This window comes from Terrisporobacter sp., assembly GCF_017888745.1.
Taxonomy (GTDB): Bacteria; Bacillota; Clostridia; order Peptostreptococcales; family Peptostreptococcaceae; genus Terrisporobacter.
On record NZ_JAGHFM010000201.1, the window covers coordinates 1 to 22748 of the forward strand.

The 22748-nt window shown below is 28.7% G+C and carries 21 protein-coding genes; 1 reads left to right on the top strand and 20 read right to left on the bottom strand.

The window, feature by feature from the left end:
• Positions 1–73: 73 nt before the first annotated feature.
• The 20 genes from ylqF to J7G74_RS09880 form a co-directional block, all read right to left on the bottom strand.
• The gene (gene ylqF / locus J7G74_RS09785) at positions 74–988 is read right to left on the bottom strand and encodes a ribosome biogenesis GTPase YlqF (protein ID WP_297134708.1); all 915 of its coding nucleotides are present in this window, start codon (positions 986–988) and stop codon (positions 74–76) included.
• Positions 989–1151: 163 nt separating this feature from the next.
• Positions 1152–1502, bottom strand: coding sequence for a 50S ribosomal protein L19 (gene rplS, locus J7G74_RS09790; protein ID WP_297134711.1), 351 nt, complete (start codon positions 1500–1502; stop codon positions 1152–1154).
• A 97-nt stretch (positions 1503–1599) separates the two neighbouring features.
• Positions 1600–2295: a tRNA (guanosine(37)-N1)-methyltransferase TrmD gene (gene trmD / locus J7G74_RS09795; protein ID WP_297134715.1), complete on the bottom strand. Its 696-nt coding sequence runs from the start codon at positions 2293–2295 to the stop codon at positions 1600–1602.
• Positions 2296–2303: 8 nt separating this feature from the next.
• Positions 2304–2819, bottom strand: a complete 516-nt coding sequence (gene rimM, locus J7G74_RS09800) for a ribosome maturation factor RimM (protein WP_297134716.1) — start codon at positions 2817–2819, stop codon at positions 2304–2306.
• A 206-nt stretch (positions 2820–3025) separates the two neighbouring features.
• Positions 3026–3253: a KH domain-containing protein gene (locus J7G74_RS09805; protein ID WP_297134718.1), complete on the bottom strand. Its 228-nt coding sequence runs from the start codon at positions 3251–3253 to the stop codon at positions 3026–3028.
• Positions 3254–3325: 72 nt separating this feature from the next.
• A complete protein-coding gene (gene rpsP, locus J7G74_RS09810; protein WP_297134721.1) occupies positions 3326–3589 on the bottom strand; it encodes a 30S ribosomal protein S16 in 264 nt (87 codons plus the stop codon).
• 42 nt (positions 3590–3631) lie between these two features.
• Complete coding sequence (gene ffh, locus J7G74_RS09815; RefSeq protein ID WP_297134723.1) at positions 3632–4984, bottom strand: signal recognition particle protein; 1353 nt, start codon at positions 4982–4984, stop codon at positions 3632–3634.
• Positions 4981–5349: a YlxM family DNA-binding protein gene (ylxM, locus tag J7G74_RS09820; RefSeq protein WP_297134725.1), complete on the bottom strand. Its 369-nt coding sequence runs from the start codon at positions 5347–5349 to the stop codon at positions 4981–4983. The genes ffh and ylxM overlap by 4 nt, the downstream gene beginning before the upstream one ends.
• 99 nt (positions 5350–5448) lie before the next feature.
• Positions 5449–6627, bottom strand: coding sequence for a signal recognition particle-docking protein FtsY (ftsY, locus tag J7G74_RS09825; protein WP_330616505.1), 1179 nt, complete (start codon positions 6625–6627; stop codon positions 5449–5451).
• Positions 6628–6654: 27 nt separating this feature from the next.
• Positions 6655–10203 (bottom strand): chromosome segregation protein SMC, encoded by a 3549-nt coding sequence (smc, locus tag J7G74_RS09830; protein WP_297134731.1) that lies wholly within the window; start codon positions 10201–10203, stop codon positions 6655–6657.
• 24 nt (positions 10204–10227) lie between these two features.
• On the bottom strand, positions 10228–11298 hold the full coding sequence (locus J7G74_RS09835) for an elongator complex protein 3 (RefSeq protein ID WP_297134733.1): 1071 nt from the start codon (positions 11296–11298) through the stop codon (positions 10228–10230).
• An 18-nt stretch (positions 11299–11316) separates the two neighbouring features.
• A complete protein-coding gene (gene rnc / locus J7G74_RS09840) occupies positions 11317–12021 on the bottom strand; it encodes a ribonuclease III (protein ID WP_297134734.1) in 705 nt (234 codons plus the stop codon).
• Between the two features lie 193 nt (positions 12022–12214).
• Positions 12215–12688 carry a CD1247 N-terminal domain-containing protein gene (locus J7G74_RS09845; protein ID WP_297134737.1) on the bottom strand — a complete coding sequence of 158 codons (474 nt, stop codon included), beginning with the start codon at positions 12686–12688 and terminating at the stop codon, positions 12215–12217.
• 91 nt (positions 12689–12779) lie between these two features.
• Positions 12780–13337 (bottom strand): elongation factor P, encoded by a 558-nt coding sequence (gene efp, locus J7G74_RS09850; RefSeq protein ID WP_297134753.1) that lies wholly within the window; start codon positions 13335–13337, stop codon positions 12780–12782.
• A 332-nt stretch (positions 13338–13669) separates the two neighbouring features.
• The gene (locus J7G74_RS09855; RefSeq protein WP_297134738.1) at positions 13670–14287 is read right to left on the bottom strand and encodes a shikimate kinase; all 618 of its coding nucleotides are present in this window, start codon (positions 14285–14287) and stop codon (positions 13670–13672) included.
• Positions 14288–14528: 241 nt separating this feature from the next.
• Positions 14529–15923: a hypothetical protein gene (locus J7G74_RS09860; protein ID WP_297134742.1), complete on the bottom strand. Its 1395-nt coding sequence runs from the start codon at positions 15921–15923 to the stop codon at positions 14529–14531.
• Positions 15924–16219: 296 nt separating this feature from the next.
• Positions 16220–17449, bottom strand: a complete 1230-nt coding sequence (locus tag J7G74_RS09865; protein ID WP_330616508.1) for an MFS transporter — start codon at positions 17447–17449, stop codon at positions 16220–16222.
• A 113-nt stretch (positions 17450–17562) separates the two neighbouring features.
• The gene (gene aroE / locus J7G74_RS09870; protein ID WP_297134743.1) at positions 17563–18429 is read right to left on the bottom strand and encodes a shikimate dehydrogenase; all 867 of its coding nucleotides are present in this window, start codon (positions 18427–18429) and stop codon (positions 17563–17565) included.
• Between the two features lie 82 nt (positions 18430–18511).
• The gene (locus J7G74_RS09875) at positions 18512–20437 is read right to left on the bottom strand and encodes an oxidoreductase (protein ID WP_297134746.1); all 1926 of its coding nucleotides are present in this window, start codon (positions 20435–20437) and stop codon (positions 18512–18514) included.
• A 264-nt stretch (positions 20438–20701) separates the two neighbouring features.
• A complete protein-coding gene (locus J7G74_RS09880) occupies positions 20702–21544 on the bottom strand; it encodes a sugar phosphate isomerase/epimerase family protein (protein WP_297134748.1) in 843 nt (280 codons plus the stop codon).
• Between the two features lie 260 nt (positions 21545–21804).
• Between J7G74_RS09880 and J7G74_RS09885 the strand changes: the two genes are divergently transcribed.
• Positions 21805–22695: a LysR family transcriptional regulator gene (locus J7G74_RS09885; RefSeq protein ID WP_297134751.1), complete on the top strand. Its 891-nt coding sequence runs from the start codon at positions 21805–21807 to the stop codon at positions 22693–22695.
• Positions 22696–22748 lie beyond the last annotated feature (53 nt).

The following is a 22748-nucleotide window of genomic DNA, read 5'->3' on the forward strand; positions in this document are numbered from 1 at the left end:
ATCTATATATATATTTATGATTTTTATTTCTAATTGTTATTTAATAACAAAAAAAGAAAGCAGATTGCTTTCTTTATTTTTCCTCATAATCAGAAGGTTCTTCTAAAGATATTTGCCCTATTTTACCCTCTCTAAACTCGTTTAATACAGTTAGAGCAATTCTAGTATAATCCAGTTCTTGTCTTCCTAAAATAAATCCTCTTTTTCTTCCTATCATTTCCATAGTTTCTAAAGGAGTTTCTCCTAGTTCCTGTAATTTATACCTAGCTTTTAATTTCTCTGGTTCAATTTCCATAAGTTTTTCTATAAGTTTTAGACCTAAAGTATCAATAACTAATATCTCATCTTTTATAGCCCTACTAAATGCTAAGTTTAAAGCTACTTCTTGATCTTCAAATTTAGGCCAAAGTATACCTGGTGTATCTAGTAACTCTAAGTTACCTTTAAGTCTAACCCATTGCTTACTCTTAGTAACACCTGGTTTATCTCCAGTTTGAGCACTTTTTCTTCCTGTAAGTTTGTTTATAAGCGTTGATTTACCTACATTTGGAACGCCAACTATCATAACTCTTATCGCTCTTTCCATTCTTCCCTTAGCTTTAAGGCTGTCCATCATATCCTTAGTAACATTCTTACATTCTTCTATTATTTTATTAACACCACTACCTTTTGTAGTAGCCACAGGTATTGCTTTTATTCCTTGTTTAGCATAGTAGTTAACCCATTTCTTTAAGTTAGATGGATTCGCTAAATCACTTTTATTTAATACAACAACTCTTGGCTTATCTCCAACTATTGTGTTTATTTGAGGGTTTTTACTTGAGTAAGGTATTCTAGCATCTAATAACTCAATTACAACATCTACAAGTTTTAAGTTATTTTGTACTAGCTCCTTTGTTTTTTTCATATGTCCTGGATACCAGTTGATATGTAAGTTGTCATCTTTTAAATAATCATCATAATCACTTCTTCTATAATCTCTTGCCATATTATCACTTCCTTACTTTATTATAAGTACTAATTTATTCTATCCTAGTATATAGGATTACATTTTTTATTATATCTATACTGACATGCTATTTTACTTTATAAAGATTGAAAAAAAGGAAATCCCATTAGAGATTTCCTTAAAAATTAACTTTTAAAAGTTATTATTTATTTCTAGCTTCTTTTATTTTAGCAGCTTTACCAGTTCTAGTTCTTAAGTAATTGATTTTAGCTCTTCTTACTTTACCTTTTCTAGTAACTTCTATTTTTTCTATTTTTGGAGAGTGAACTGGGAAAGTTCTTTCTACACCAACATTGAAAGATATTTTTCTAACAGTGAAAGTTTCTCTAGCTCCTCCACCTTGTCTCTTCATTACTACACCTTCAAATACTTGAACTCTTTCTCTTTTTCCTTCAACTATTTTAACGTGTACTCTTACAGTGTCCCCAGGTCCAAAATTAGGAACTTCGTTTTTTAATTGTTCTTGTTCTAATGATTTTATTAATTCGTTCATTTCTTCCTCCTAAGTATCATAGACGCTCTTAATTACTGACCAATGTAAGCAGAGGAACGCCCGTATTTTTCAACAGTCTTAATTATACTATAATTATTTACTTCTTACAAGACTTTTTATACAAATCAGGTCTTCTTTCTTTAGTAATTTTTATAGATTCTTCAAGACGCCATTTTTCTATTTTTTGATGATTTCCAGATAGTAAAACATCTGGTACAGAAATACCCATAAACTCTCTTGGTCTAGTATAATGTGGATATTCTAATAAGTTATCTTTGAAACTTTCTTCTTCAAATGATTCATTTTGACTTAATACTCCAGGTATTAATCTAGATATGGAATCAATCATAATCAGAGCAGGAAGTTCCCCTCCTGTTAAAACATAATCTCCTATAGATACCTCATCCGTTACTATTAAGTCAATTACTCTTTGATCTATACCCTCATAATGACCACATAATAATATTATATCTTCACTCAAAGATAAGTCACTTGCTATCTCTTGCTTATATACTTGTCCCTTTGGTGTTAAATATACCACCCTTGGACTTTCTATATTATGAGTTTCAACAATATATTTATATGTGTCATAGATAGGCTGAGGAGTCATAAGCATACCTGCTCCCCCACCGAAAGGATAGTCATCTACTTTTTTATGCTTATTTGCTGAAAAATCCCTAATATTATATACATGTACTTCTATTAATTCTTTTTCAATTGCTCTTTTCATGATACTTTCACTCATATAAGAGTTAAAAATCTCAGGAAAAAGAGTCATAATGTGAAATCTCATCTTATCACCTAATCTAACATTCCTTTTATAGGATCTATTATCATTTTATTTTCTTTAATATTTATTTCAGGAACAAATTTAATTAATGATGGTATAAGATACTCTTTATCATTATCACCTTTTACAACATAAACATCATTTGCAGAGTATTGTAATACATCTTTTAATACTCCAACCTTTTTACCGTCTACTGTAAATACATCTATTCCTATTAAGTCTGCTATGAAAAATTCATCTTCATCAAGGTCTACACTATCTTCTCTAGATATATAAATATTTTTAGATTTTATCTTTTCTGCAAGCTCTATAGTATCTATATCTTTTATTTTCATTATAACCATTTTGCCCTTATATCTTACTCTTTCCACTTCAAATTCTTTATTGAAGTTTTTATCTAGATAAAAGCTTTCTAACTGGTCAAATCTATGTATATCGTCTACATAAGGATATACTCTCACTTCACCTCTTAGACCTTGAGTATTTACTATTTGACCTATTCTAAAATGAGTTAATTTATCTTGCATAGTCTCACCTTCTTTGATTTCTTCTTAAAATTTCATTAAATATATTTTTAGAATTAAATATTTATCTTGTTTTTAGTCTTAAAATATTGTTTTATATTTGTTAAATATTTAATGTTGTTATTTATAAATTAATGTAATTTTCTATTATATATTATTAATATTTTTGTTATTATAAACAAAAAGGATTAGGCATATACCTAACCCTTCTATAATATTTCAAGAGAAACCTTGATATTTTCTTTATTTCCAGCAGATTTTAACACAGATCTTATAGCTTTAGCTATTCTTCCCTGCTTTCCGATAACCTTGCCCACATCATCTTGAGAAACTTTAAGCTTTAAGATAACTTCATCTTTAACTACAGTTTCTTCAACTGTCACTTCGTCAGGATTATCTACTAGAGCTTTGACAATATGCATAACTAGCTCTTTCATATTTTCATCTCCTAAAAATTCTCCTAACCTGGAGATAAATTTAAATAATATTTAAATTAAATATTATTTAGATTATTTTTGAGCTTCAAATTTTTCAGTTATTCCGTTGTTAGTGAATAATTTTTTAACTGTATCAGTTGGTTGAGCTCCTACTGATAACCATTTTAAAGCTTTTTCATCGTTTATTTTTACTTCTTTGTTAGCTGAAACTGGATTGTAGTATCCTATTTCTTCTATGAATTTTCCATCTCTTGGTGCTCTAGAGTCTGCTACTACTATTCTGTAGAAAGGTTTTTTATTAGCACCCATTCTTTTTAATCTTATTTTAACTGCCATTACAGTCACCTCCGAAATTTTTTTGTCTATTTTGTGTATTATTTATTTAAAGAAAGGAAGACCGCCTAGTGCGCCTCTTTTCTTCATACCTTTTTGATTACCCATAAACATCTTCATCATTTTTTTCATTTCATTAAGTTGTTTAACTAATCTGTTTATGTCTTGTACGCTTGTTCCACTACCTTTTGCTATCCTTCTTTTTCTAGATGCATTTAGTATTTGTGGATTTCTTCTTTCCTCCAAAGTCATAGATTGTATTATGGCTTTAGTTCTTTTAATTTCTTTTCCATTAAGGTCTACATCACCAAGCTGACTTTTTAAGTTGCCCATACCTGGAATCATACCTAGAATTTTATCTAATGGACCCATATTTTCAATTTGCTCCATTTGAGATAAGAAATCTTCAAAATCAAAATCTTGCTTCTTGATTTTATTTTCTAGTTCTTTAGCTTTTTCTAAATCTATAGATTCTTGAGCTTTTTCTATTAAACTTAGTACATCTCCCATTCCAAGAATTCTTGATGCCATTCTATCTGGATAGAATGGTTCTAAGTCATCTAGCTTTTCTCCCATACCTATAAATTTAATTGGTTTTTGTGTTACAGCTCTTATTGAAAGTGCTGCCCCACCTCTCGTATCACCATCAAGTTTTGTAAGTACTACTCCATCTAGTCCTAATGCTTCATCAAAACTTTGAGACACATTAACTGCATCTTGACCTGTCATAGAGTCAACCACTAACAAAATTTCATGTGGCTTAATTTCAGACTTAATTGATTTTAACTCATTCATTAAATCTTCATCTATATGAAGTCTACCTGCTGTATCTATTATAACTAAGTCATTATTATTTTTTAATGCATGACTTAATCCTGCTTTTGCTATATTAACAGGGCTTTCTTTATCACCCATATTGAATACTGGAATATCTAACTTGTCTCCAACAACTTGTAATTGTTTAATAGCTGCCGGTCTATAAATATCACAAGCTACTAATAAAGGCCTCTTACCTTGTTTTTTAAAATAGTTACCTATTTTACCTGAAGTAGTTGTTTTACCAGCACCTTGAAGACCAACCATCATTATAATTGTAGGTGGTTTCGAAGATATAGTAACTTTACTTTGAACATCTCCCATTAGAGATGTAAGTTCCTCATTAACTATTTTTATAACATGTTGTGCTGGAGTTAAACTTGCCATAACTTCTTGTCCAACACATCTTTCTTGAACCTTTTTTATAAAATCCTTAACAACTTTAAAGTTAACATCTGCCTCTAATAAAGCAAGTTTAACTTCTCTCATTGCATCTTTTACATCTTTTTCTGTAAGTTTTCCTTTTGATTTTAACTTACTAAGTGCACCTTGTAATTTATCTGATAAACCTTCAAATATCATTTCAACAACTCCCTACATATTTGTTCTATAGTTTCTAACTTAGGGATTAAATTAGCACAATCTCTATTTTGCAATAAATCTCGTTTAATGTCAACAATTTTATCCTCTACAGATTTAAGGATTTTTTCTTGTTGTGTTGCTTTTTTTACTAAGTGAAGCTTATCTTCATATTCCCTTAGTATTTTCTCTGAACGTTTAAGCGTATCATAAACTCCTTGTCTAGATACATTAAAATTCTCACTGATTTCTCCTAAAGAGTAATCTTCTTCATAGTATAGAGCTACCATTTCTCTTTGCTTATCAGTCAGCAATTCTTTATACTGTTCAAATAGCAACCCAATTTCCACCATCTTATCTATATTCATATTTTCACTTCCCAGTGTATACTGTAAAGGTTATTTACTTTACACATTGTATTTTATATTAAAACTAGATTATTGTCAATATATATTTAGTCTAAAATTTTACCCAAATAATGCTTCCGAAAATGCCTTTGCATCAAAGTCTTGTAAATCTTCTATTTTCTCTCCAACACCTATTAGCTTAACAGGTACATCTACTTCTGATTTAACTGCTAGAATAACTCCACCTTTGGCAGTTCCATCTAACTTAGTTAATACCAGTCCTGTAATATCACAAACTTGTTTAAAGCTTTTAGCTTGAGATACTGCATTTTGTCCAGTAGTAGCATCCACAACTAATAGTACTTCTTTTTTAGCTTCTGGATATTCTCTATCTACTATTTTAAATACTTTAGAAAGTTCATTCATTAAATTTGCTTTATTATGAAGCCTTCCTGCTGTATCACATATTAATAAATCTATATCTCTTGCTTTTGCAGCTTTTATAGAATCAAATATAACAGCCCCTGGATCTGCACCTTCTTGGTGTTTTATTATATCTACACCACTTCTATTAGCCCAAACTTCAAGCTGATCTATAGCTGCAGCTCTAAATGTATCCCCCGCTGCTATTAAAACTTTTTTACCTTCTTTTTTATATCTACTAGCTAATTTACCTATAGTAGTCGTTTTTCCAACACCATTTACACCTACCATAAGTATTATTGTTGGTTTATGACTAACATCTAGAGCAGAGTTATCATTAGTTAATATTTCTTCTATTATTAACTTTAATTCACCTTTAACATCTTGTGGATCTATTATTTTTTTATTTCTTATAGCCTCAGTTAGTTTATCCATTATACTCATGGTAGTATCTACACCAACATCAGCAGTAATTAGTATTTCTTCTATTTCTTCTAATAGCTCATCATCTACTTTTGTATATGATTTTAAAACTTGATCTACTCTATCTGTTATCCCTTGTTTAGCTTTTGATAGACCTTTTTTTAATCTATCAAATAAACTAACTTTTGACTCTTTTACTTCTTCTTTAGGTTCTTCAGTATATATGACATCTTCCACATTATTTACTGATTGGTCATTTTCTAATGACTCTTCTATAACTTCTTCAGCTATTTCTTTTTTTTCCTCTAGCAAACAGTTATCAACACATATTTCTTCTTGTGAGCTAACTAAGTCCTCATTACTTTCTTCTTTTTCAACTTCATTAGTTATAACTTCTTCTACATCCTTTTTTAATTCTTCTTTTTTGTTCTTTTTGAAAAACTTTTTAAACACCCTTTTTCCTCCTAAGTACATTGTTAATTAAATAATATCAGTTATTTCTTCTGCTTCATTTAAGCTTAAACTAATTACTTTTGATATGGCTCTTTGTTCCATTGTAACTCCATAAATATAATCTGCTGCTTCCATAGTACCTCTTCTATGAGTTACTGCTATAAACTGAGTTCTTGATGTTAATTCTTTTAAGAACTCTCCAAACCTAGCTATATTACTATCATCAAGAGGCGCTTCTATCTCATCCAATATACAGAATGGAGTAGGTTTAGCAAGTAATATTGAGAATAATATACTTATGGCTGTTAATGCCTTTTCTCCACCCGAAAGAAGATTAAGATTTTTCATTTTTTTACCTGGTGGTTTTGCAGTTATTTCTATATCACTTTCTAGTATGTTTTCTTCATCTAAAATTCTTAGATTACCTTCTCCTCCACCGAACAATCTTTTATACACATATTTAAAGTTTTCATTAATTTTATAAAATTCTTCTTTAAACTGTATTTTCATATGTTCTTCTAAGTCTTTTATAATCTCTTCTATAGCTTCTATGGATTTTTGTAAATCTTCTCTTTGTTCACTATAGAAATCATATCTTTCCTTTGTTTCTTTATACTCTTCTATAGAATCAATATTAACATTACCTAAAGATTTTATATCTTTTTTAAGAGCATCTAGTATTTTTTTATTTATTTCTATTTCATCATCTTTAAGTTCTACAGCTTGTAAATATGTTAAGTTATAATCTTCGTATAATTTAAGATTATTACTTTCTTTATTAGACTCTAACTTTTCTATTTTAGACTCAACTTTAAATATAGCTTCTTTTAACTCCATAAATTGCTTACTTATATTTTTAAGCCTTAAATTGTTATCATCTAGTTTTTGTTTTAAATTTTCTCTAGCTATTTTCTTATTTTCTAAACTTTTATTATTATCATTTAATTGATTTTTTAAGTTTTCTTTTTCTCTAACTTCTATAATAATTTGTTCATCAATATTTTGAATTTCTTCTTCTTCTTTTTTATTTTCCTTATCTAAGAAATCTTTCTTTTCATTAACTTGAACTATATCATTATTTATTCTTTGAATATCAGCATTAAATGATTTTAGTATTTCATTATTTTTTGTAAGTTCTATATTTAAATTATCAAACTTGCTTTTTTCATTTTCATAAATTTCGTTTTCTTTATTAAGTTCTTCACTTAACTTTTCTATACTAATTTTATTATCTTTATGCTTATTATCAATTTCTATAATTTCTTTTTCTAATAATTCTTTCTTTTGAAGTGTATAACTTAAGTTAGAACCTAAATTAGTCTTTTCATGTTCTAATTTTTTAATATTAGATAAAAGACCACTTATTTCATCTTCATATCTTGAGTAAGAAGAATTATTAAATATTAATTTTTTATCAAGAACTTTTACTTCTTCTTCATAACTTTCTATATCTGACTTACAAGTTACAATATTCTTTTCTATTAATTGTATTTTTTCTTGTATAGTTATATTTTCTTCTTTAGTATTTTTTATTTTTTCATTAAACTCATTTATAAGTCTTTTTCTTGATAAAATATTTCCACTAGATTTTAAAGATCCTCCTGTAAGAGATCCTCCTGGATTCAATATTTCTCCATCTAATGTTACTATCTTATATTTATGGTTAGTTTCTCTAGCAAACTTAATTCCTTCATCTATATTATCAATTACTATAGTTCTACCTAATATATTTTCTAATATATCTCTATATTTATCATCATAAGAAATTAAATCACTAGCTATACCAATAAATTCAATTTTAGATTGAATATTGTTTATCTTTTTAGATTTTATAATATTCATAGGTAAGAAAGTTACCCTACCTATTTTATTATGCTTTAGATAGTTTATAGCAGCTTTCGCACTCATCTCATCAGCCGTGATAATATTTTGCATATAAGCTCCAAGTGCCGCTTCTATAGCTTTTTCGTACTTTTCAGGAACTGTTACAACTTGTCCTAAAGCACCATATATACCTTTTAAACTCTTATTTTTTAATACTTCTTTAACTCCTCTATTAAATCCTTCATAATGATTTTCCATATCAATGTACACATTTAATTTAGAAGTGTATTCCTTTAAAGCATAATTGTTGTTTTGTATTTTTAATGCCAATGCTTTATTTTCCTCTTGTAAAGAGTTTAGTTTAGTATAAGAATTATTTGTTTTTTCTTTTAAATCAGTAAGTCTCTCTTTTTTCTTGCTTATTTTATTTTTTAATTCTTCTAAAAGACTTTCTTTTTCTTTTAAGTTTATATTGATCTCTTCTATTTCAGCATTTATACTTTCATTTCTCTGATCAATATTATCTTTATTAGCATTTAATGTTGATAGTTTATTACTTACATCTTGCTTTTCATTAAGTAATTTTATTATGTCATCCTTTAAGCTTTCTATTTTTTCATTTAAATTTTCTATTTTCAACTTATTTAATTCATTTTTATCAAAAAATTGACCAACTTGATTTTTAAGTTCTACAATAGAACTTTCCTTTTCACGTTTTTCATCTAATATCTTTTCTAAGTTTTCTTTATTTTCAATTAAAGATTTATTAATTCTATCTAGCTCATCTAAATTTCTTTTAATTTTATTAGAACTCGTATCTTTTCTTTGATTTAATAAGTTTATTTCATAATCTTTTTTATCTATTACTGACTTTATTGAGTTAATATATTCAGTGGACTTTTCTATTGCTTTATCTATTTCTTCTATTTGAATATTCACTTCATTTGAATCTTCTTCACAAGATAATTTTTCTTTTTCTATATTTTCTAATTCTTCATGAAGTCCTTTAAAATGACTATTTATCTCGCCTAATTGTTTTTCTATTTTTTGTATTTCTCTTATATAATTATTTACTTCTATTTTTTTTAATTGTTCGCTTAAATCTAAATATTTTTTTGCTTTAAGCTGTTGATTGTATAGTGGTTTTATTTGATTCTCAATTTCCACATATATATCATTTATTCTATCTAAATTTTCTTTAGTATTTTTTAAGTTTCTTTCAGCTTCAGTCTTTTTATATCTATATTTAGAAATACCACAAGCTTCATCAAATACTTTTCTTCTATTTATAGGGTTGCTACTTAAAATTTCATCAACTTTACCCTGTTCTATGATAGAATATCCATCTTTTCCTATACCTGTATCAAGTAAAATTTCTTTTATATCTTTTAACCTACAGCTTTTATTATTTAAATAAAATTGACTTTCACCATTTCTATAAGCTCTTCTTTTGATAGTAACTTCACTATAGTCTATATTTAATTTTCCATCAGTGTTATCAATAGTAAGAGATACCTCGCAAAAATTCATAGGTTTTTGATTATCAGAACCTGCAAATATTACATCTTCTAATTTATCTCCCCTAAGACTTTTTATACTTTGTTCACCAAGTACCCATCTAACAGCATCTGATACATTACTTTTACCACTACCATTAGGACCTACTATAGCTGTTATTCCTTCTTTAAAAATGATATCTGTTTTGTTTGGAAAAGATTTAAATCCTTTTAACTCTAATCTCTTTAAATACAACCTCGTTTCTCCCTTCCTTCAAAACTATAGACTATAAATATTAAATAGTTCTTTATACATGTCTTCTGATTTAATATTTATTTCCTTATTATTATCTAATACTATTATAAATTCATCTTCTGATAAATTTATTGGAGTAGTTTTCATATTAATATTAAAATTATCTTTGAAAAATACCTTATTACTTCTTTTATTTCCCACCACTTTAGAAATATTTTTATTATTTGTTTTTATTTCTATTTGGCTTACAGTCTTATTTTGTATAACAAGATAATGTAAGTAGTCTTTAATCATTTCCCCTTCAACTAATTCCCTAAAAGCTGGATGATAAGGTCCATCTACTATTCCCTTTCCAAGCTGTATATCTTCTGTTGCTTGAAGTCCAACTCTTATAACATTTATGTTGTTAACATAAAATAAAACTAAAAGCTTTTTAACTATTTGAATACTTTCTTTTAGTGTAAAAGGTGTATATTCCCCTCTATTTAATAACGTCTCAAGACCTGTATCCTTTACCACTAATGTGGGATATATCCTTACACAATGTGGATCTAATTCTATAAATTTCTTTGCAGTTTCGATACATTTTTCTTCTGTATCTGAAGGTAATCCAACCATCATTTGAAGTCCTAATTTTATACCCGAATCTTTTATTAAATGTGCACTATTAATTACACTCTCTATGTCATGGCCTCTTGCACTGTCATGTAACACTTTAGCATCTAAAGACTGTACACCTAATTCTATAATACTAGACTTATATTCCTTTAATCTATTTAAGATATCTATACTGATACAGTCTGGTCTAGTTGACATCCTTATATCTGATACTAAACCTTTATCAACGTATTCTTTAGCTACTGATAATAACTCATTTTGAGTTTTTTCATCTATAGCAGTAAAACTTCCTCCAAAAAATGCAATTTCAACATTAGCATCTTTAGGTATTGTTGGTAAATACTCTTCTATGATATTTCTTGCTTCTTCACTTGTAACATCTGTACTTACACCGGTTATTTTCTTTTGGTTACAAAATATACAATCGTGTGGACATCCTCTATGAGGAACAAATATAGGAATTATTCTTTTCTTCATTTTATTTAACCTCTTATGCTATAAATTTTGTGATTTAAGAGCAGCTTTAGCAGCCACTTGCTCTGCATCTTTTTTACTCTTACCTTCCCCCACACCTAAAACTTCATCATTAATTCCCACTTCCATAACAAACCTTTTATTATGATCTGGACCTTTTTCTTCTATTAATTTATACCATATATGTTGTTCTCCTCTACTTTGTAAAACTTCTTGAAGGTAAGTTTTATAGTCTCTAAAAATTTTACCTTTTATAGAGTCCTGTATTATTTCTTCCATATTTTTAAATATAAATTTTCTTGAATTTTCTATTCCTCCATCTAAATATATGGCAGCTATTACAGCTTCTAGTGCATCTGCTAATATTGATATTCTTTCTCTTCCACCAGTAGCTTCTTCTCCTTTACCTAGCAATAAATGTTGTCCTAATTTAATCTTAGTTGCTACTTCACTCAAAGATTCTTCACATACTATATTTGCTCTTAACTTAGTTAACTCACCTTCTGGAAGATTTTTTTCTGTTTTAAATAAATAATCACTTATTACTATACTTAAAACAGAATCTCCTAAGAATTCTAATCTTTCATTAAACTTATAATTTTTATTCTCATTAGAGTAAGAACTATGAGTTAAAGCTTCTAAAATATAATTTTTATTTGCAAATCTATAATCAATAATTTCCTCAAATTTACTTATATTATAAATCACTTTTTTATTTATGTTCATTTTGCCTCCTATAATTATTTTATCACCTTATAGTGTACTATTTTTCCTTAACTATTGCAAAAGGATAATAGAAAAATTGACTTAATTACTGCTATTATTAATAATTTTGATTAATATAAATTAAAATACCATAATATGCAAAAAACCTATGGAGCAGAAAGCTTCATAGGCAAAATATTTAATAATCTTTCTTCTATTCTTCGTCGTGCTCTTCACAATTACATCCACAACCACAGCAACCTTCTTCATCTTCATCTGAAGATAATATTATCGCTTGACAATTTGGACAAATAACGTCTACTGAATCATCAAATAATAACTCTTCGTCTATGTCAACTAAATCACCACAATTTGGGCATTCCATCTCTATGTAGCTTAACTCTTCATCATCATAGTCTTCCTCGTCATCATAATCTTCTTCATCTTCAAAGTCATCTTCATCTTCTTCATATAATATGTCTTCTACATCAGATAAATCTTCATCTACACTTTCCACATACTCTACTAGTTCATCATAATCTTCTTGCATGTCGTCTAAAGTATCAGCTATGTTTTCTAATACATCAATTATCTTACATATCATTTTGCCTTCTTTAGTTTCGCTTTCTATTTCTAAACCTTCTGCTAAACCTCTTAAGTATGCTACTTCTTCGCTTAGATATTTCATAAGTGAATACCCCTCTTTCATATTTATTTATAAACTAAAAGCTCATATATCATTATTATTAAGATATATAAGCTTTTTATACATTAAAATATTAAACTCTTGATAAATATTCACCAGTTCTAGTGTCTATTTTTATTTTGTCACCTTCATTTATAAATAAAGGTACTTGAACTACTGCACCAGTTTCAACTGTAGCTGATTTAGTTACATTACTTGCAGTATCTCCTTTTATTCCTGGCTCAGTTTCAGTTACTTCTAACTCTGCAAAGTTTGGAGCTTCCACTTGGAATGGTTGTCCTTGATAGAATCTTATAGTCGCTACTTCATTTTCTTTTAAGAATTTTATAGCATCTTCAACTTGCTCATAGTTTAGAGGTATTTGATCATAAGTTTCTTCATCCATAAAGTAATATAATTCACCATCATCATATAAGTATTGCATTTGTTTAGTTTCTATTAATGCTTTTGGGAATTTATCACTTGGGTTAAAAGCTTCTTCTCTTATTGCTCCTGTTTTTAAGTTTTTGTATTTTGTTCTTACGAAAGCTGCACCTTTTCCTGGCTTAACGTGTTGAAAGTCAACTATTAAACAAGGTTGACCATCTTTTTCAAAAGTTACACCTTTTCTAAAATCACCTGCTGTTACCATATCTGTTCCTCCATCAAAAAAATTTGTCATCATTATTATAGTTGATGATATTATTGAATTTCATCCCAATTTATATCATCGCATGATTTTAAAATTAATATACAATAATTTCATATGATCAATTGTATATTTTTACTAAAAATTAATATTTTACTCTTACTATAATATCATAAATTTACTTAGTTAAACAAGTTTTTAACTATATACTTTATTATATTTTTATAATAAATCACTTTTTTATACTAATAATAAGATGATTAAATAATGTTACTTTAGTAAAAAATTAATAAAAGCCTTCTATATTAATATTTCTTAGAAGGCTTTTTATATTTTTAAAAGCTATTATTATGTTTATTCAATTCTTTTATTATATCTTCACAGACTTTCTCTACACTTTTATCATTAGTATCAACTATTAAATCCGCCGCACTTAAATATTTTTCTCTTCTTTTTTCCATAAGAGACGATATAAACTCTATATTCATATTATTATTTAGTATAGGCCTATCTGTACTGTATCTTACTCTTTCAAATATAGTTTCGGGACTTGCTGTAAGTAAAATTATTTTACCCTGAGTTCTCATAAGATTTATATTTTCTTCTTTTAATACAATTCCTCCACCGCAAGAAACTATCATACTTTGTTTTTCTTTAAGCTCAATTAAAGTTCTTGTTTCACAATCTCTAAAATATTTTTCACCAAATTTATTAAAGATTTCACTAACAGTCATATTTTCTACTGCTTCAATATGATTATCAATATCTATTTCTTTCATATTCATTAAAGAACTTAAGAAAGATGATACAGTTGTTTTTCCTACTCCCATAAATCCTATTAAAAAAATATTATAAGAAAATCTATTTTTAATATTAATGTCTTTACTATCTTCTTTTACATCTTTGAAAGTGTTTTTTTCATCTTGAAATTTAACATTATCAATATTCTTCATTATATTCACCTTATTTTCTCTTTATAGTAATCACACTAAATTATAGCAATTCCTTATTTTTTTTCAATATAATATCAATAATATTTCTTATTTTTTAGAATTATTAAATGTTTAAAAGAATTTTATCTAAAATAATATATATAATAATTGAGTTGTTTTTGTTTGATTCTAATCCTTGATCAATTCTTATTAAAATTTATTTTATATCATCTCATATGTTTTATACTATATATTTTAATATTTATTCTACTTTTTCTAGTAAGCCTCCATCTTGCTCTTTATTTACTTTTTGGAAGTCAAAATTTGATAATAAAATATTAAGTAATATACCTATTAATAATCCCCATGTAGAACCCTTTGTTGCTAGTACTGCTGCCATTAATCCTGCTATACTTTTATCTACTCCTGTTTTACAATAATCCATACCTATCTTTGCGCATACGAAAGCTTGAAATAAAAGTGTTAGTGATGACCCTACCGGAAATATCGGTTTCATAAATGCAACTACAGGAATTAATATAACACTTATAAATGAACCTAGTCTAAATGAACTCATTCCCCCTAGCAAAGACTTCATAGCATCTTTACCTTCTCTATATCTCATAGTTATTGATACTGTCATTCCTGCCCATAATGGTCCACTAAGTGGTGGAAATGGTGCAAATAGTGCTAGTATAAGGTTTCTTATTCCACTTATTATATTAGATCTATTTGGATTAAAATCTACAATTTCATCAGTTCTTGACATACGAGCTTCGTCAACTAAAGATTCTGTAGCCACAAAATCACCAAATGCAATTATATAGCTAACTAATGCAAGTGGTAATGCCTGTATAAACATATCCATACTAGGTAGTCCTACACCAAATATACTAACTGTTTCAAATATATCTCTAAATTGAGGTATTTTTATTATAGTTCCAATCTCTAATTGTGGTGGTGCTAATTCTTTTACAAGGACTCCTACCAACATGGCTAATAAATAAGGAAATAAATTTCCATACTTAGCAACTAAATCTAGTAACTTAGATTTTTCACGTTTATTTTTATAACTTTCAGAAAAACTTATTAGAGCTAATAAACAAAATCCAGCAGTAACAGATATTGGATACATGGTAAATTGTCCGTCCTCCGCCAATTGACTTTGAATAACTGTAAATGGTGCTGCTAAAAGTATTCCTCCCTTTATAGATGTTGGTACTGCATTTACAAATTTATTAGCTAATTTAGTTACTCCCATAAATAAAAAGATTATAGCAACTAATAATTGTAATGCTATCATTGCTTGTATACGTTCTGGACCTTTATCAAATATTGTTAAATAACCTAATGTTAGTGGTAATGTAGGTGTAATCCATCCTGGAACTACTGGATCTCCCAATGTTGCATGAAGTATATATAAAAATGTCTCTATTATTACACAACTCCATGCCAATTCATAAGGTATACCTAAATATTCTGTTAGATATGGTATAGCACTTAACGCTGTTGCTCCAATAAGTATTCCTTGAAAAAATTCAACAAATTCCACCTTATAATGTATGCCTGGAAACCTTAATTTAAAAAGTCCAAGAGGTATATACGGTAGTTCATATGCATCCATTCTTGGAGCACTAAGTTTTTGTTTATTTCTCATTCATATTCCCCCCTATATTTATCATAAGTAATATTAGTACTTAGTGTATAATATAATAGTTTAGTAATTTTTTAACAAACTATGATATTATATCACCTAAATCAAGTAATTACACTATAATAATACATTTCCACAATCTGTAAGTCTAATAGATTTTAATATCCGTATTTATTTATTTTATCTATAGTTTTTATTTGTTATTACTTCTTATATAAAAATGCCAATAGCAAGATAAATATTTCATCTTACTATTGGCATTTTTTTAATCTCAAAATAATTTTTTAATTATATTTTTATTATGCTATATTTTTAGAGTATTCTTTATTAACATATAAAGCAAGTAAAACACCTATTACAGTAACTACAAAGTTAAATAGTAAAACATAAAGTGGTCCTTGCTCTGCTCCACCCATCTTAGTTAATGCACCTGCAATATTTAATATAGTATAGTTAGCTATACTTGAAGCTATCATAACTATAGATGTTATTTTCCCTTTATCTTTTGGGAACATTTCATTTGCAGTAGATACACATAATTGTAAAACTCCTCCGGCTGCAGCATAACCTAGTACAAAGCCTCCCACAAGAACTATTGTTGGAGTTTTTATAAAATACATTGCAAGTAACATTGCTGCTGATATAGCTGGATATAGTACTAATATTTTAACTGGTTTAATACCTTTTTTAATTAATACTGTTGACATTAAGATTGCACAAACTGTTCCTGCTGCATATAATGATTGAATTTTTGATGGATCTGAAACTCCATATAATATTCCTAACTCTTGATTACAGTTTAACCATAACATGAATGTAGAAGAACAAGTAAATCCTATAGATATTAAAGCCACACTTACAGGAGTAAATTTCATTTTTTCTTTTTTAACTGATTCATTAGATTTAACTTCTGCATTTCCACCATTTTTTGGAGGGAAAGGAAGGAACGCTATTAATATACCATCTATTGCTATTGCTGCTGCAGCCACTAAGAATATAGTTTTAAATGGTAGCATTGAACTTGCAACAAACCCTATCATAAATGGAAGTAAGAACTGTGCTACAGATATAGAAAACTTAGTAAACATATTAGCTATAGATCCATTTTCAGGGAATATCTCCATACATGATGGTGAAACGCAAGTATCTAAGAATGAGTTAGCTACTCCACCTATAATTGCAAATATATAACCAACTGTCATATTAGGTGAAAATACTATTCCTCCTAAATATGCAACATAACAAATAATTCCTATTAGACCACTTACTTTTCTTCCAAACTTATCTGATATTGGACCTGCAAATGGAAGTGAAATTAAACGTCCTAGCCCAAGTGCTGCTATAACAGCTAAGACCATACTTACATCAAAAGTACCATCTGCTAATTTTTCTGCTCCCCATAGAGCTGCGAAATCTTGCTTATATTGTCCTAATATTGAAGCACCTATACCATGTATAAAATATGTAAAGTATAGTGCTGCTGCAGTAGGATAATATTTTTTATAATTAATTGTTTGTGTATTACTCATTTATAATTCCTCCTATAAATTTTTTCTTTATTTTGTTAATTTCTTAACTTATGATGGCATAAATTTTTATGCCATCATAAGTCTTGATGTCATTTTATAGTTAATTTTTTAGATTACTCAGCAAAATATCTTGATTTAACCTCTTCTACTGGCATTTCTTCACCTGTAAATAGTTTAAAGGCTTCTACACCTTGATATAATAACATTCCCTTACCACCAATTACTTTGCATCCTTTAGCTTCCGCATCTAATATCATTTTAGTTTTTACTGGATTATAAACTACATCAGACACTATTAAATCTTTTCTAAATACGCTAGTGTCAACTATATTAGTTTCATTTTCATAAGGCTTCATTCCAACAATAGTAGCATTTGTTAGTATATCACTTGTAGATATTTCTTTATATAATTTCTCTGTATCATCTAAATCATATAGATTAACTATACATTTAGGAACTTCTCTTTTTATATCTTGTATAGTTTTTTCTGCTCTTCCATAAAAATCATCTTTTTTATTAAATATTGATATTTCTCTAGCCCCATCTAGAGCGCATTGTACTTGTATTGCAGTAGCTGCTCCACCAGCACCCATTACAGTTATCTTTTTACCTTTTATATCTACACCATTTTCTTTTAAGTTACGTACATAACCTTGACCATCAGTTATATGTCCAATTAATTTTCCATTTTCATTTACTATGGTATTACACGCTCCTATTATACGAGCTGCTGGAGATAATTCATCCATATATTCACACACAGCGCTCTTACATGGCATAGTTACATTTCCACCTTTCATATTAAAAGTTTTGAATGCATCTATTGCTTTAGATACTTGATCTAACTTTATATCAAAGGCTAAATATCTATAATCCATATCTAATAATTCAAAACTGTAGTTATACATAGCTGGTGACCCCGAATGCCCTACTGGTGAACCTATTAATCCTAATAATCCTGTTCTTCCTGATATCTCCATTTTTTAATTCCCCCTAAAATTTGATTACTCCCATTTCTGCCATAATAAAATTTATAGCAGAAATGGTGTATTTTTATTAATATTATATATTTAAAGCAACATCTAAAGCTTCAACTGTTGCATTTAATGCTCTACGTGCTCTAACTGCATCCCCTATAACAAATGTATCTTTTACTATTTCTTTAACTGTTTCACTAAGCGGATCATAATTTCTAGAGCCCATTGCAAGGACTACAGAATCAAATCCATGAGCTTTATGTTCACTACCATCTTCTAATGTATAGTTAACTCCACCTTCAACAAACTCCGATACTTTTGCCCCAGTTATTGTTTTTATTTTATATTCGTCAAAATCTTTCATTAAGAATTTTCTATGTTCTGATGCTACATCAGCTGCAACTGCATCTCTCATTTCTATTACAGTAACGTCGTGCTCCTGTTCTCCTAGGAATGCAGCAGTTTCCGCTCCAACTAATCCACCACCTACAACTAGTACTTTCTTACCACATGAATCTTTACCATCTAATAAATTAATAGCATGTATTATTCCTGTATCATTTATTCCTGGTATAGGTAATACAAGTGGAGTAGCTCCAGTTGCAACTATAGCAACATCTGGTGATAATTCTTTCACAAATTCAGACGTAACCTCTGTGTTTAATTTAATTTCAACACCATGTAATTCACATTTAGCTATGAAATTACGTACTAAATTAGTTAAATCTCCTTTACCTGGTGGATAAGCGGCAAGTCTCATTTGTCCACCTAAAGTATCTGATTTTTCAACTAATGTAACTTTATGTCCTCTAGCAGCAGCTACCCAAGCAGCTTGCATACCTCCAACACCACCACCTACAACTAGTACGTTTTTAGTTTCTGTAGCAGGTTTAAATTCATCTTCACGTCCAACTAGTGGGTTACATAGGCAAGTTAATGGCTTTCCTTGGAACATATTTGGTACACAACCTTGTAAACATGCTATACAAGGTGTCATTAATTCTAATTTGCCTTCTCTAGCTTTATTTGGTACTTCTGGATCCGCTATACTTTGACGTCCAAATGCAACTAAATCAGCTTTTCCTTGACGTACCATTATTTCAGCAAATTGAGGTTCTGTATAACGACCTACAGTTATAACAGGTATTTCAACAGATTGTTTTATTTTAGCTACTAAATCAGCACTGAATCCACCATGTACTGTAGTTGGAGCCCACATATACTCATCATTTAAATGAGTTGCACGAGATACATGCAGTGCATCTATCTTACATTCTTCAGCTAAATAAACTGCTATTGCAGTACTGTCTTCTACACTAAGCCCTCCTAACTTATCATCAGAAGCATTTATTCTACATAGTATAGCTATTGTTCCTTCAGTCTTTTTACGTATGTTTTCTAATATAAGTCTAGGAAGTCTCATTCTATTTTCAAAACACCCACCAAACTCATCAACACGTTTATTTGTTCTTGGTGAAATAAATGAACTTACTAAATATCCGTGAGCACAGTGAAGTTCTACTGCATCAAGTCCTGCTTTTTTAGCACGAAGTGCAGCATCTCCATAAGCCTCTATTATTTTATATAACTCTTCAGTAGATACAGCTTCTGGAGTTATATGTCCTTCCCTTGTTGGTATAGCTGATGCTGCTATTGGAGGATGTCCAGCTATAGCTGCATTAACTTCTGGTCCTGCATGTTGTAATTGAACAGATACTTTTGCACCAGCAGCATGACATGCATCTGCTACAGCTTTGAAGCTTGCTATTGAATCATCACTAAATAAACAAGGCTTACGAGGTCCACCTTTTGATTTGTTGTAAACAACACTAGACTCTATTGTTATTAATCCAAATCCACCCTTTGCTCTTGCTTCATAGTAGTTTTTAGATTTTTCACTAAGTGTACCATCTGTATTTGCAAAGTTATTCCCCATTGGTGGCACAACAAAACGGTTCGGCACAGTTATCGGTCCTATTTGTATAGGTTGAAACATTGAATTGTATTTCATATATTTTCCATCCTTTTCATATATTTTTTAATTTTATTACTTTTTTAATTTATAAAACTTTTATATTTCAAATAAAACTACTTTTAAGTTTTATCTTTTTTCAAACTAATATATTCCCATTAAACTTTATCACTCTATTTTTAGTAAATAATTCCGATTTATATAAATACCCATATCCTAAAATTATAAATTTATAACTTTGTTTTCAATTGTATGCCTTTATATTCGGCATACAATTGAATTATTTTATTTTAATAAATTTAATTAGTCATTTAGCACTTCTGGCCATGCTTCTTTTAATACTTTTATAGCATTTTCATAAGTATATTTAGCAGCAAAATCAACACCTTTTTCAACATACTCATCGCAAATAACTTCTACACCAACTGCATTAGGTTTTATACCTTTTTTGCTTAACATTTTACAGAAACCTACTGTATCTCCAAATCCTAACCCTGGAGCTACCCTATCATGCATAGATTCATCTCTTAATACTTGAGCTGCATATGGTCTAGCTTGAACATCATTTATTTGAACAGATACAACTTTTTCTGCTGGTATCATGTCAATTACACCTTCATAAGGTTGATTTGCACGAACCCAGTGCCATGTATCTAAAATTATCTTAGCATTATCACATCCTGATGCTTCTACAACCTTCCAAGCTTTTTCTAAATCAGGAATTCCACTATATGGCATTGGTTCAACCCCTATGATTATATCCCCTGCTCTATGGCATAATTCTTTAAGTTTCCCCGCAGTATGTTCTACAGAATAGTTTTCCATTAACCCACAGTTTATTTGTTTTACATCAAATAATTCACACATGTGGAAACACATTTGTTCTTTCATTTGTTGTTCTAAAGATCTTTCATCATCAGCCCATAAAGTTATATATTCTACTTCTGTTACCTTAATATCGTATTTTTTTAGTATTTCTAAGATATCTTTATCATGAAGACCTTCTTGTAAAGCAGCCACATAGTTTTCTGCTCTTAGACCAAGTCCTTCATATCCAGCTTCTTTAGCTGCTCTAACACGCTCTTCAAAAGTAACTTCTGTTCCTAATGTATAAGAACTCACTGTAATTGGGTGTTGTTTTGACATATATATTTCCTCCCCTTATTATTAGACAAGACAACCAATGATTGTTAATTCTTTATCTTATAACTTTAAAAATTTTTATTTTTTTGAAAACCGTTTTCTTTTTCCCATCTAGATGTTTACAAATAAATTGTAACATATGACTTTTTTAATAACCAATTGATAATATTCTATCAATTCATTGATTTTATATATAGTTTTTAGTATAGTAATTTTATAAACGATTAACTTATTAAATTATTATAAAAATGGGGGAGTTAAAATTGAATTTATATCATTTACGTTACTTTGTTACATTAGCCCATTTAGAACACTATACTAAAGCATCGGAAATATTATCTATAACCCAACCTAGCTTAAGCCATGCCATATCTCAATTAGAAGAAGAACTTGGTGTTCGTCTATTTGAAAAACAAGGTAGGAATATAGTTTTAACCAAGTATGGAAAATCTTTTTTAAATAGTGTAGAAAAATCTTTAAATATACTAGATTCTAGTGTAAAAGAACTAAAATCAACAGGAAGGGGAGAAGGAAAAATAGATTTAGGTTTTTTAAGAACTTTAGGTACATACTTCATTCCCAACATAAGCAAAAGTTTCTTGCAACAAAATCCTAATAAGGAAATAAATTTCCAATTCTATTCTGGTGCTAACACATTACAAATTTTAGAAGATTTAAAATCTAAAAAATACGACTTAGCATTTTGTTCTAAAATTGAACATGAAAAAAATATTGAGTTTATTCCAGTGGCTAGCCAAAAGTTAGTTTTAATAGTTCCACTTGATCATCCATTATCAAATAGAAATTCTATTGATTTAAGGGAAATAACAGAATATCCTCAAGTATACTTTACAGAAAAAAGTGGTCTAAGGCCCATAGTCGATGAGTTATTTAAAAAGATAAATAAAAAACCTATTATTAATTATGAAGTTGACGAGGATCAAGTAGTTGCAGGATTAGTATCTCAAAACTTTGGTATAGCTATAGTACCATACATGGAAATACTAGATTCTATGAATGTGAAATCCCTTGATATAGAATATCCTCAATGGGAAAGAAATTTTTATTTAGCTACATTAAAAGATAGCTATCTATCTCCTGCTGTCATGGAGTTCAAAAACTTTATATTAAAAAACTGCAATAACAATATTTAGCATAATAATCGTACATGTAATAAGGCTATGATTTATAAATCATAGCCTTATTA